This window comes from Acetobacteraceae bacterium (genome assembly GCA_039613835.1).
Taxonomy (GTDB): Bacteria; Pseudomonadota; Alphaproteobacteria; order Acetobacterales; family Acetobacteraceae; genus Sorlinia.
Genome location: CP154827.1, coordinates 1466900 through 1480026 on the forward strand (window position 1 = coordinate 1466900; position 13127 = coordinate 1480026).

Here is a 13127-nt window from a genome sequence, read left to right on the forward strand (position 1 = left end):
GCGTCCCATTGAAGATGCCAGGAGAGGGCGGCTGTCAGTTTCCCATAACGTCCGCGCGTTGCTGATCCGCACTCACTGTGACGGCGGCGGCCTCGAAACAGAGGGCGAGAAGGCGGTTATATTCCGGCTGGGCCAGTAGGGACTTCAATTTCTCAACATCGAGTTTCGTCTTGCCATCCGCCTCCGTCAGCCCCTCCACATAGAGGAGCAGATATTTGGCGACGAGTTCAGCATTTATGCTGCGCAAAACATTCTGAGGCAGCGTATCCGATGTGCAACGATGCGCTTCGGTCGCGCGCTTCATACGCTTATTGAGTGCGTCAATATAGTTATCCGTATAGCCGCGCGTCATAATTTTGACGTCGGGGAAATCAGGGCTTGCAAACCATTCGCCATCATTAATGGCGCGCGTATCACGGGCCAGCGCGTTGATCGTGACCATGTTTTTCTCCAGATGATTTGGCCGTGCTATGCGGCGTTTGAAATTTTGCTGAAAGGCGCGTCGATCAGCCGACGCGACGTATGGTGAGCGTCCCGCCACCGAGGAAGGGGTTGCCGGTGAAGGGAATGTGCAGGATCATCGACTTGTTTTTCTGGTCGATCGGGGCCGAGGCGTTATAGGGTACCGCATTGAGCAGTTTGAATTCGTAATATCCAGTAATGCCGGCGACCATAAATGAGAGGGGGCCGCCCATCCCTGAAAAAACAGGGCCATCTGGTCATCATTACGGAAGTAGACCTCTAAATCGAGTGTCGCATTGAAGGGGCCGAATTGGACCCCTAATGAATAGATGCTCCCAATACCCTGTTCCAACGTCGCGCCATTACGGGTCAATGTCAGCGTCGCGGATTGGACCAGCCCGTCGAAGGGCATTCCGTTGAATTCAAGTCGTTGGAAACTCCCTACCTGCATGACATCTGTCGTCGTTGCTGGTGCCGCGCTCTTGTAACTCGAAACATCGTCAATGTTCATGATTGCGCCGAGAAAATCGATCTGGATCGTCGGCGTCTGCTGCAATTGAAAGTCTAATTTCAATTTCGTGACAATATTGCACGAAAATATCTGGTAGGCGCTGCCAATCTTTTTCCTTATCGTAAAGGACTTCCCGATATTGCTGTTTGTAACAGCTTCTAATCGAATCCTTTGAACCATTATTTCTGTTAGACCGCCGGTGAACGACTTATCGGCCTGTGTCGCGGAGAGGATTTTATACCCATCGCTTCGCGCGAAAGTGAGAATATCGCGCCAATCATCGGAATGATTTGTATCGCGAATGCGATAAGGGACTTTGATTTCCTCGCCTTACAAATTCTCCAGGCTCACGATACCGACAGATAGCCAATCAAGAAATACCGAGGTTTCTTCGTGCAATTCGAATTCAAATTCGTCGCCATCCTGCCGCAAAGTTGGCAAGCGGTTCCCGCCAGAAACGCGATAAGATTTTTCATCAATCCAATCGATGCCCATCACGGCGGCGATGAAATCATCATAAGTTCCGTAAGAAAGCAGGCCCGATATGGAGCCACCCGCTGAGCGGCTTGTCAGAAAAGTCGCGCCATCCTCAGACGCGGCGTTAATCTCTTCCGGCGTGGCGACCACATACTGCATCGCGATTGTCTCGCCCGCATGTCGCAGAATTTGATAGCCGTCCGTCGACATGACGCCATAAGTTACTTCCTGCGCATATTCGATTTGCGTCAGGTTTGTTAGTTCGCCGGCTGAGTATCCCGACGTCGCACCTGTGATCGCCATCGGTCATTTGCCTTTCTTATCGGGCGTGGTGCTTTTATCGGACGCGGTGTCCGTTTCCGGCGTGACGCTTCCCTGCCCTTCCTAATCCACCCGCAAGGCCATCAGACCGATACGGAAACCGTAAAGCTGCCCGAGCGCCATCGCGATCTGTAACGCGTCGATCTGCGTCGAGGCGGGTGTCTGTTCAAACGGCGTGAAAAACGCATTTACGCCGCCAATCTGTGCGAGTACGCTGTATTTCCTCCCGGCTTCGTCAGGTGCGGCCGCGTTGGAAACGGGGCCACCCGCCACGGATTGATGGGGAAAGACCCCGATTTTCCGCCCGTCTGACACGAGGCGCTCAGCGTAAGTCGTTAACGTCCTGACAGCCATCTCACCTTCGCGACGCACGCAAGGGCACGCTCCAACACGTCCATGAGTTCCGAAGCTGACGGTGGTAGCGACAGGAATAACGGTTGCGGCACTGGCGCGCCAAAAAGGGAGTCCTGCGAGAGGACAGCTTGAGAATTAAAGTCAGCTCACGATGCGCATGCCATTTTATGCGGCAATATCGACGAGACATCGAAGTTCGAGATCATAGCTGCTTCATCCACAAATGAAGAAAGCCGCCTGATCCAGCGACTCCCATTGTAAGGTCGCAATTGTAAAATTCTACCTAATTTTACGTCGATACTGGTGTGTCGTCAAGTGTCCGCATTCGGGAGGCGACGCTTCAGTACGTCCTGACGCCGACGCTCCTGATATACTTCTTCAAGGCGGGATAAGGTAAGGGCAAATTGCGCGGAAACACGCTTGCGCGCATCATCCACGCGGCGAAGCGGCATGATTTTGGCCGCTATTTGCGTGAAACTGACTTCATCGATCAACCCCCACTCCAGCCGACGATGCGCCTCCGCGCCGATTGCCATCCGAATTTCCGCAAGGGTGCGCCACACTTCCGCGCGCGTCATACACCATGAAATTTCATCATGTTTATACCAGGACGTGCCAAGACGCTGACTGCTGATTTCCTGATATCCAAAACGGGCAAAAAGGTAGTCCCGTCGCCATTTACGCGCGGCCGTGTAAGCCTCATCCGAAATATCGCCGGATTTAAGAAGCGCATCTAGCGTTGTCACCACGCGGTGAGGATGGCCAGCCGCGAAATCAGACTTCCGCAGGCGTTCGGGGGTTGGCATCATCGTCATATCTGCGTGAACCTGAATGTGGTCTGACGTTGATTACTTTTTTTGTTTTCAACACAGTCATATCCTTTACCCGGTGAGCGAATTTTATATTTTTTGTCACTTCACATCACACGAAATTATCAGTCCAACTCAAATTATTGTTCAATACTTGCATCTATGCGCGGATCGTGTGGATTATAATACAATAATTCATCTTAACACATCAGCATAAGACTGTGTAAGATTAAAATTCTTTACGCTGACTTTTCTATACCAAGATTAGGGACGGTTTTTTAGCTGAATGACCATCAAGGTGACTGACCATTTACATGGCACAAAATGATCGAGTTGGTAGAGTGATCGAACCAATGATTTCGGTGAGATCACAGCTCAGATGCAGAATATCGTGGGAGATGCATTGCCCATGAAGTGGCGCAGCCTGAACAAAATTCGACGGTCGATGCAGCTTAATGAAGAATGGCTTCGACACGAAAAATTGCTTCAGAGCTACATTGCACCCTGTCACTTCCCTTTCGCGTCCTGAGAGAAGCTTCTGCTTATGTCGCGATCGTATAACAACCTTCCAACCATCCACCAATATCCCAGTATGGTGCCGCTTGTCGTCGTCACCAAAGCGATGAATTCCGATGCATTAAGGCCACTTCCGCAAAGTCGCGCAACATATTGGGCGGGGACAATTACGGCTAAGCCTACCAGCCATCCCACCGTAACGAGGAAGGACCTATCCGGCAAAACTTCTTCGTTGAAGAATAACTTGTTCTAGAAAATCGCATTCCAGCTTGTACTTGCGTTCGTCATCCTTTGAGAAGAGGTTATCTTCCTTCGTCCCTTTGGGGTCACTATCGATGAGAACTTCGCCCTCTTCTCCATTCTCCCCGCCGACGCGCTGATTTTCTTGAAGTAGTCCGCGATAATATTGTCGGGTATAGGCGTGTTCTTCGGGACGCGATATTTATTTTCCCGGGCTACGATTTCCCAAGGCGTCCCTGGCTCATGCGTCATATCGGATAGTTTGATAGGGCTGTAGCCACCATAACGCTCCCATACGAAATTGATGAGCTGATGCGTGTCTCTCTCGTCTTCCGGGACACCAGGCGCTCTTTGAAATGGACGCAGTTTCTGAGACTCTCTGATTTCTCGGCCACCATGCCCGGAGCGGATGTTATACAGATCATCAAAAACCGGACCATATTTCCACACTTCCGGCGGGCGGGTCATGATCGGTGTCTCATGCTCAGAAAGTCACCAGCCATAAGCGAAGAAACAAAGCTTTTGGAGCTTCAGGTGGGTGACGCCATCTTCTTTCTCTGCGCGTTTGATGAATTCATTTGCGAAAGCAAGCGATGGGTAGGAATTTGCCACGCCATACCTCCCAAAACTGCACCGCGCGAACGCCCGATTATATCCCTTTGAGACGGAACGAAGTATAAAATAGTCCGATCCAGATGTCCAACCGCGTCACGCTTTGCTTGATTGTCCGATTGCTTGCACGATCTATTTCGCAGGCTTCCGCAAATCGGCCGAAGCTCCGCAAAATGGCGTCCCGTACGGGATTCGAACCCGTGTTGCCGCCGTGAAAGGGCGGTGTCCTAGGCCTCTAGACGAACGGGACTTGAGACGTGAGGGTGAGTATCGTAGACGCGGCTGCGGGTCAAGCCCCGACAGGGGCTGCATCGCAAATAAAAAATGTCAGATTTTCCTGACCCTGCCACATATCGCATTTCAGATGCCCGGCGATGTGGAGGGGCTTCATGCTGCGATCTTCCAGCAAAGCGCAGAAAGCCTTGTCCGCCGCGCGGAAGACAAGCCCTTTCAACCGATTGCCGGATTCATCCTGCATAATCACGCGCAGCGTATTGCCATCGCGACCGATGCGATCACATTTGACGCAGCGCAGGCGCGGGATGGCCAGAACAGGCTCATCATTACCTGCCCCGAAAGGTGCGAGACGCGCAATTTCATGCGCCAGAGCGGCATGGGCACCGCGGAGGGGCATCACGGCGTCGATCGGCATGACAGCGACGCGCGGCTGACTGGCCTGCGCGGTGAAAGCCGCGTCCAGAAAGGCGTGCAAATCCGCCGCCCGGCCTGCAAGGAGGCCGAAACCCGCCGCCATGGCATGCCCCCCACCCGTGGTGAGAAGATTTTTCTGCCGCGCATTGATGACGGCCAGGCCTACATCCAATCCAGGGACGGAACGCGCCGAGCCTTTAATAACGCCATCTTTTTCCGCCCCGACAAAAACGGGGCAATTAAAGCGCTCCTTGAGCCGCCCGGCCACAATCCCGACAATACCGGGATGCCATGATGGGTCATGGACAAAAATGAAGCGCGCGCCTCCTGCGATCTGTGCCTCAGCCTGCGCCTCCGCAGCGGTGAGAATGGCGGATTCCACATCGCGGCGCCGAGCATTGATGTCATCCAGTTCCGTCGCCAAAGTGCACGCCTCATGGACGTCTTGAGACAGGAGCAGCTTCAGGCCGAGATCGGCGCGCGCAATGCGCCCCCCCGCATTAAGCCGCGGCCCGAGGAAAAATCCGCACGCTGTCGCACTTCCCGGCGTGTCCACACCGGCCACGGAAGCGAGAGTGGACAGGCCGAGACGCCGCCCCTGCGCCATGACTTTCAAACCCTGCGCCACTAAAGCGCGGTTAAGTCCCTGAAGCGGCATGACGTCACAAATTGTCGCGAGCGCGACCAGATCGAGCTTCGACATCAGGTCGGGGCGGCGGCGCGTTTCAAAAAAACCGGCGGCGGCCAGGCTTCTTGAAACGGCGATCAGCGTCATCAGCACCACACCCGCAGCGCATAACGTGCCAAGCTGAGAGTCGCAATCCAGTCGATTGGGGTTGACGATGATGGCTTGCGGCAAGGGCGCGCCGTCCGGCTTATGATGATCCAGCACGATCATCGGCACTCTGCCTGAAAAAGGGTCAAGCACATCCATCGCCGCCGTGCCGCAATCGACGCAGATAATGGTGGCGGCGCCTTTCTCCAGCAGTGCCTCAATGGCCGGCGCATTCGGGCCGTAACCCTCGGCGATGCGGTCGGGTATATGGGTGTGCACTTGGCACCCCAACTCGCGTAATGTCTCTGTCAAAAGGGCGGTGCCGCAACCGCCATCCACATCGTAATCACCCAGGATGCCCACATCTTTCTGTTGCAGGACGATATACGTCAGGCAGGCGACGGCCCGATCCATATCGCGGAGGCAGAGTGGGTCAGGCATGGTGTCGCGCAGACGTGGCGAGAGGAACGTTTCCGCCGCGTCAATGCCAATGCCACGCGATGTCAGGAGGCGGCAGGTGAGCTCCGAAAGGCCGAGCTTTTGCGCCATCGCGAAACTAACGCGTTCCGTCAGGGCGTCATCCATGGCCTCATGCCGCCACACCCAGGCCTTTCCCTGCCCACTATGCGTAACATCAAGGACATGGTTGCGCGCGGGCGATGGGGCGGTATCTTCCTGCATTAACATCGTCACGGTATAACGTATAAACGCTCGGGATCGAAGACCAATCTCACATTGGCTGCCTCGGAACGTCAGAAGCTTCAGCGACGTTCCGCCCGGTATCGACCCGCTTTGCCAACGAAGCAAAATCGGAGGCACGAGACTGGATGGCGCCTTCGCATACGCTCAGGTTGTTTTTATGGTTCGGGGATTGTCGAAATGCGACAATGGTGAGGCTTTCCCGGGAAATAGACGATGACGCACCGACGGTCTTCAAACCGTTGTGGGAAGCTCTCAAAAATCATGGAGAAATGTGCCGACCTGCATCATGTGCCGAGGCAGGATCGCGCAAATGAGATTATCCTCTGACGCCCGCCGGGATAAAGTCCTTGCCCTCACGACCGAGACGTAGAGCATCTTCGAGATGACGCCATGCGCACGTTGGAGAGCCGCATCTAAAGTGAGCGTTAAAATGAGGACAATAAACCGCATAGAATGCGGAATTAGATCCCTTCAGGCGAGGCCCAGGTTTTGGTGGAGAAATCGTGACGTCCCTCGATGAAGCGGATGGTCGCCGATTTTGACCGCATCACGATGGAATGCGTCCGCGCCAGGGAGGGGCCCATAAAGCGGACACCACGCAGGAGCGTGCCTGTCGTGACGCCGGTGGCAGAGAACAACACGTCGCCCGCCGCCATATCATGGAGGCCGAGTTTACGGGTTGGATCCTTGCCCGGCGCCATTTCCTTCGCGCGGTCGATCTGGCTCTGATCCTCAAACATCAAACGGCCCTGCATCTGGCCACCCACGCACCGCACCGCCGCAGCCGCCAGAACACCTTCCGGCGCGCCGCCTGAACCCGCATAGAGGTCAACCCGGCTATCATCAATGCAGGCCGCGATCGCCGCCGCCACATCGCCATCGGTCAGCAGAACCACGCGGGCACCCGCCTCACGGGCACGGGCGATCAGCTCCTGATGCCGATCACGCTCAAGCGCGCACATGATCAGGTTGGTGATGTCTTTACCTTTTGCCTTGGCAACATCTTTAAGTGTCTTCTCAATCGGGGCGTCGAGATCGATCAGATCTTCGGGCAGGCCAGGGCCGACAACGAGCTTCTGCATGTAAATATCGGGCGCATGCAGGAAATTGCCGTTTTCAGCGAGGGCGACCATTGTCATCGCATTCGGCATATCCTTGGCACATAAATTTGTGCCCTCAAGCGGGTCCACGGCGATATCCATTTTCGGGCCGCCACTACCAACTTTTTCCCCGATATACAGCATCGGGGCCTCGTCCATTTCGCCCTCACCGATGATAACGGTGCCGTCAATCGCCACTGTGTCAAACGCTGAACGCATCGCGGTCACAGCAGCACCGTCCGCTTCATTCTTCATGCCGCGTCCGGTCCAGGCGGAGGCGGAGATGGCAGCCGCTTCCGTCACGCGCACCAGCTCAAGGGCGAGGTTTCGGTCAGTGACCTTGTAATTGGGTGAATAAGTCATGTTGGACCTTTCCATTAAGCCGGGCCATGTCAGCATGCGTTGTAGACATAATAATTACGTGTTTTCAAGCAGTTGACTGTTCACGGCTTCGGCATCTCTTCAGCTTTCAATTTTCATCAGCACAGTGTCATTTAAGACCTCATGCATATCGGACAGTCGCGCGACGACGTTTTTCATCGCGCTTTCTTGTGTCTGATGCGTGATGATGGCCAGTGGCGCGACCGGCTCAGGGGCGCTTGCGCTCAGGGGCGCATCACTGTCATGCGTCACGAAATTATGCTGCGACATGGCCCGCATGGAGACATGTTCATCCCGTAGGGCAGAGGCAATACCGGCCATCACGCCCGGCTTGTCCCGCACGAGCAGACGAAGGTAATAAGCGCCGCTCAAAGCGGAAATCGGGGCGCAAGCGCGCTCCGGCTGTGGTGCGGTCCCCCAGACAGGCAGGGCCGTCCCACGTGCAAGATCCATCACATCGGCCATGACAGCGCTAGCGGTCGGGCCAGCACCCGCGCCACGGCCCTCTATCAGCATCGGACCGCTAAAGCGCCCTTGCGTCCTGACCGCATTAAAGACACCATTGATATTGGCAATGGGCGCGTGACGCGGCACCATGCAGGGCCGCATGGAGGCTTCTATGGCACCCGATTTGTCGAGGCGGCGCGCCATGCCCAGCAGCTTGATGCGATATCCCATCTCCCGTGCGAACTGGTGGTCATAGGATGCGACATGGCGTATCCCTTCCACCCGGATGCTGGAGAAACTGACAGGTTGGCCAAAGGCGAGGCCCGCGAGAATGGCGAGCTTATGCGCCGCATCCCATCCATCAACATCCGTTGAAGGATCAGTCTCCGCATAGCCCAGCTTTTGAGCCGATGCGAGAACTTCGGAGAAGTCCTCACCCGAATCACCCATCTTTGTCAAGATATAGTTACATGTTCCGTTAAGAATTCCGCCAATTTCCTCCATCTGGTCAGCGGCGAGCCCTTCCCGGACAAGCTTGATCGCCGGGATACCACCCGCGACCGACGCTTCAAATAAAAGCGCCGCATCATGTGTCGCCGCCAGATGGGACAGTTGCGCGCCATGGATCGCGATCAGCGCCTTATTGGCGGTGACGACATCCCGTCCGTGCGTAAGGCTGGCCTCAACAAGGGCGCGTGCTGCATCCTCAGCACCGCCGATCAGCTCCAGCACCACATCAATATCCGGGGCGGTCGCAAGGGAAACAGGGTCATCATACCATGTGAAACCCTCCAGCTTTACCCCGCGATCGCGCTTCCTGTCTCGCGCGGACACGGCGACGATCCTAATGACCCTCCCGGCGCGCGCCGCAAGCAGCTCCGCATTCTCCTGCAGAAGTGACACGACTCCGGCACCGACAGTTCCCAACCCGGCGATTGCCAGACGCAGTTCTTTTTTCCCGTTTGACACGCTCTTGGCTCTCTTACCTGAGAATGAAGGGACGTCCGGCATATGCGAGGTGCGTCCATCGTGATTGACCAGCCACTGACATACGCCTGCCGCCAGCACGCATCAACTCCGCGACGCCTTGAATGGCATTGGGGAGGATGATGCCTGCGCGCCGGATTGGTGGCCTTTTAGCTTAAGTTTCCGCTTGATGCTTGTGCAGAAATGCCTTGATGGCGCGGGTGGCCTGGCGGAGGCGTTGCGTATTTTCTACCAGGCCGATCCGCACGAACCCGTCGCCATATTCCCCGAAGCCCAGCCCTGGCGCAACCGCAACCCCGGCCTCACTCAGCAACATCTTGCTGAAAGCCACGCTGCCGAGATGCGCGAATTGTGGCGGAATCGGCGCCCAGGCGAACATTGAGCCCTCCGGTGGTGGGACGTCCCAACCCGCTGCCGTCAAGCCCCGGATCAACACGTCCCGACGCTCCTTATACATGGCGCGCATATCGCTGACACAATCTTGCGGGCCCGTCAGGGCACTGACGGCCGCGACCTGAATTGGCGTGAAGGCGCCGTAATCAAGGTAGGATTTTATCCGCGTCAGAGCGTGGATCAGGCGGCAATTTCCGGCGGCGAAACCCATCCGCCACCCGGCCATGGCGTAGGTTTTCGAGAGGGAAGTGAATTCGACCGCGATATCCTTCGCGCCAGGAACCTGCAAAATGGACGGTGGTGGCGTGTCGCCAAAATAGATCTCGCAATAAGCCAGGTCGGACATGATCCAGATTTCCTCCCGCCGGGCAAAAGCGACGAGCTCCTTATAAAAATCCAGGCTCGCAACATAGGCGGTCGGATTGGATGGGAAATTGACGATCAAGGCTGTTGGTTTGGGTATTGAGTGCCGCACGGCGCGCTCAAGCGCGCGCAGCATCTCGTCATCCGGTGTCGCGGGGATGGCGCGCACGGAGGCCCCGGCAATCATGAAGCCAAATTGATGGATCGGGTAAGACGGGTTCGGCACCAGAATCGTGTCGCCGGGCGACGTAATGGCAGAAGCGAGATTGGCGAGACCTTCTTTTGAGCCTAATGTCGCGATGACTTCTTCTTCCGGGTCCAGCGCCACATCAAATCGTTGCTGATAATAGGAAGCGAGCCCGCGCCGCAAGCCCGGTATGCCGCGACTGACAGAATAGCGATGGGTACGCGGGTCCTGCACCGTTTCGACAAGTTTCTTGACGATATGGGGCGGTGTCGGGCTGTCCGGATTGCCCATGCCCAAATCGATAATATCCTCCCCACGGGCACGTGCGGCAGCTTTCGCCTTATTGACCTCCGCAAAAACATAAGGAGGCAGGCGGCGGATACGGTGAAATTCTTCGGTCATAACGCTCTGTTCTCTGTACTCAGCTAAAATGCGATAGGCTTGCCCTTGATAGCGGGATCACAATGGACATTTGTCAACGGAAAGATAAGCAACGTGGAAGGCAGGCGCTTACCCTCCGGCCTGCTCAACACGCGCGCCATGGCCAAGCGGCGTTGCCGCGAGCCGGATTTCCCGCGCGGGGATGCCCAGCCGCATAAAAGCCTCCCCGACACGTTTTGCGCGCAGAATAGCGAGATGCATTGCAGCCATCTGGTCCGACAAACTGAAAGAAACCGCGTCTCCATGACCGGTGATGCGCATGACCTGGCCGGAGAGATGTTGTCCCTTCAAACGATTGATGGATTTCTGCCCCTCCATATCTAGAACGTCCGATGTCGCCTGAAACTGGACAAGGCCCCCGGGCGGGTCCGCGCGGAAGGATTGCGGGAGGGGGGGAATGATAAGTTTTGTATCGGGAATGGCGAAGCCCGCGAAAACGGGCGGCGGCGGCGCGTCAGGGATGGGTGGTATTTCACCAGCCGTGATGAGGGGCGGCGCGAAACGCGTCACTTGCGGCAGATCATCATTTGTCGCGTCCTGCGTCGGCGCAGTATGAGGTGTTTCGGGGGATGCGACCGGCATGGTCGATGACGCCGCCTGCCCCGAACCGCCCGGATGACCCGATTGCCGCTTGGCATTTCGCGATGCTGATGGTGAGGGAGAGATCGGGTCCAGCACAAGTGACCCATCGCGCACGGCCAGATATTGCGCATCATTCCTCTGTTCGATCAATTTTTCCGACAACGTTTTGCGGGCTTCAGTGCTCGGAAAGGTCACTGTGTGGCGAGGCACACGCCCGACTTTCGGGTAAGGCTTGTCGAAACCGGGGGGCGGCAATAAGGGGCCGGCAATCACCCTGCCCTGTAAATCATGCGTCAGGTCGGAAAAATTCTCGACGGCGTCTTTCTGCCCACAGGCTGACAGCGCGGTCATTCCCAGCATCAGACAGAAACGGAGCCTAATCATGGCTTCTGACTTGCGCACATCACGCCCCTTCCCGGCCAAACCAAGCGCGTGGCCACTCAGCAGGCGCACCACACATCGGGCATGATACGCATGAAGCGCGGGGTGAGCAAATATTGTCTGCAACCGCGCGCTTCATGCGTATCATGCCCCTCCATGAAGCGCGGGGAAAGCCCGCTGCCTTACGGATGCGAGAGGGACATTTGTAATCCCCTTTGTTGCAGCCTGTAATAGAGGGGTTCGACAACGTTACGTGCGACAATAAGCGGCGCGGCCGATGCGCTGTGCCAGTATTTGATAGGCGCGTGATGGGCGGTTTCAGTTTCATAGTCCCGGAAAGCCGCGCGGTTATCGGTATCGAGGTAGCTCTCCGTCAGCAAATCGTTCGCCTCGATAATAGCGTGCTCCTCTGTCTCAATATGGCAATATGTGTAGGCGCGAAGGGCCTTCTCATAGGAGATCGTGATTCCGTTGACCAGCATCCTTGCAGGGATGAAAGCACCGTCACAGAAAATGCAGTGATCCGCCGTCACTAGAAGGTCATGCGTCGGTTCACCCGGGCCGAATGCATGGGCACGGATCCGCACAGGCGCGCCGGAAAAATTGTCCGGCAAGGAGGAGCGAACGTGACACCGGGCCCGACCTGCCCAGATGACACGATCTGCATTGCGGGACCCGTTATACGCCACCGTCACCCAATCTCCGGGACGGATATGCTGAACAAGCTTGAACCCGCCCGGCACAGCGATGCGCGCGTTTTTGAGAAAGCAGACGATGGAGCTGAAAGCGTCCTCAGTCGAGTAATGGTCGGTGTACGTACGTGGCCCGGCCGTCCATGAATGGTTGTTCATGTCGTAATCGACGATCTGGGACGGCGGCAGCGCGCCTAAAGGCTCTGCGGAGAGGATGAAGTGACGAAACGGGCTGTTCGTGGACTCCAGAATGACGGAATCATGGGTGTAATCAAGCTGCCAGAAAAGTTTGTCAGGTTCGTAGGAGATCGCGTGAGTAACGCCACGATCATCCACAAAATACATAATGTTGTCCTTAAAAGTAACGGGGATGTTTTTCCAACTGTAATTGGTGTCTTCATCGATTCGATACCGAAGGCGCACACCGCCACTTTCGGAACTCACCAGATGACCATCCTGAAGAGCGTAGATACTGAAGGTGTAGGTCCCCGACTTTGGAACGGACATATACTTCCTCCTATTATTATTACCGAATCGTATTAGGCTTAGAGAGCGTAATTATATTATTTCAACAATATTAAGATAGTCATTATATCAGGTTTTCTTAAAACTATGTTGAAAGTTCTTGTAATTCCCGCAAAAATAACCGTTAACCGCTCGATAACTATTCTGAGAGGCGCCACATACCCGCCTAAATGGCGTCATGAGAACTTCGACAGGGCTTCGCAAACGAGTTTGGGCTT

Annotated in this window: 12 protein-coding genes, 1 tRNA gene and 1 pseudogene; all 14 read right to left on the reverse strand. The window is 55.8% G+C overall.

Features of this window, described 5'->3' with window-relative positions:
* Window positions 1-34: 34 nt before the first annotated feature.
* Window positions 35-442 (reverse strand): hypothetical protein, encoded by a 408-nt coding sequence (locus AAYR33_08185; protein ID XAO70993.1) that lies wholly within the window; start codon window positions 440-442, stop codon window positions 35-37.
* Window positions 443-506: 64 nt separating this feature from the next.
* Entirely contained in the window at window positions 507-674 is a 168-nt protein-coding gene (locus AAYR33_08190) for a hypothetical protein (protein XAO70994.1), read from the reverse strand.
* A 629-nt stretch (window positions 675-1303) separates the two neighbouring features.
* Window positions 1304-1753 carry a phage tail tube protein gene (locus AAYR33_08195; protein XAO70995.1) on the reverse strand — a complete coding sequence of 150 codons (450 nt, stop codon included), beginning with the start codon at window positions 1751-1753 and terminating at the stop codon, window positions 1304-1306.
* 81 nt (window positions 1754-1834) lie between these two features.
* Window positions 1835-2125: a hypothetical protein gene (locus AAYR33_08200; protein ID XAO70996.1), complete on the reverse strand. Its 291-nt coding sequence runs from the start codon at window positions 2123-2125 to the stop codon at window positions 1835-1837.
* A gap of 311 nt (window positions 2126-2436) precedes the next feature.
* Complete coding sequence (locus tag AAYR33_08205) at window positions 2437-2940, reverse strand: hypothetical protein (protein ID XAO70997.1); 504 nt, start codon at window positions 2938-2940, stop codon at window positions 2437-2439.
* A gap of 759 nt (window positions 2941-3699) precedes the next feature.
* Window positions 3700-4167: pseudogene (locus tag AAYR33_08210) on the reverse strand (type II toxin-antitoxin system antitoxin SocA domain-containing protein).
* 309 nt (window positions 4168-4476) lie between these two features.
* Window positions 4477-4552, reverse strand: a tRNA-Glu gene (locus tag AAYR33_08215).
* 39 nt (window positions 4553-4591) lie between these two features.
* Window positions 4592-6415 carry a single-stranded-DNA-specific exonuclease RecJ gene (gene recJ / locus AAYR33_08220; protein XAO72438.1) on the reverse strand — a complete coding sequence of 608 codons (1824 nt, stop codon included), beginning with the start codon at window positions 6413-6415 and terminating at the stop codon, window positions 4592-4594.
* Window positions 6416-6682: 267 nt separating this feature from the next.
* Window positions 6683-6880: a hypothetical protein gene (locus AAYR33_08225; protein XAO70998.1), complete on the reverse strand. Its 198-nt coding sequence runs from the start codon at window positions 6878-6880 to the stop codon at window positions 6683-6685.
* Window positions 6881-6891: 11 nt separating this feature from the next.
* Complete coding sequence (gene glpX / locus AAYR33_08230) at window positions 6892-7908, reverse strand: class II fructose-bisphosphatase (GenBank protein XAO70999.1); 1017 nt, start codon at window positions 7906-7908, stop codon at window positions 6892-6894.
* Window positions 7909-7992: 84 nt separating this feature from the next.
* Complete coding sequence (locus AAYR33_08235; GenBank protein XAO71000.1) at window positions 7993-9369, reverse strand: homoserine dehydrogenase; 1377 nt, start codon at window positions 9367-9369, stop codon at window positions 7993-7995.
* Between the two features lie 130 nt (window positions 9370-9499).
* A complete protein-coding gene (locus AAYR33_08240) occupies window positions 9500-10690 on the reverse strand; it encodes an LL-diaminopimelate aminotransferase (GenBank protein XAO71001.1) in 1191 nt (396 codons plus the stop codon).
* 108 nt (window positions 10691-10798) lie between these two features.
* Window positions 10799-11818 (reverse strand): hypothetical protein, encoded by a 1020-nt coding sequence (locus AAYR33_08245; GenBank protein ID XAO71002.1) that lies wholly within the window; start codon window positions 11816-11818, stop codon window positions 10799-10801.
* Window positions 11819-11874: 56 nt separating this feature from the next.
* A complete protein-coding gene (locus tag AAYR33_08250; GenBank protein ID XAO71003.1) occupies window positions 11875-12891 on the reverse strand; it encodes a Hint domain-containing protein in 1017 nt (338 codons plus the stop codon).
* Between the last annotated feature and the right edge of the window lie 236 nt (window positions 12892-13127).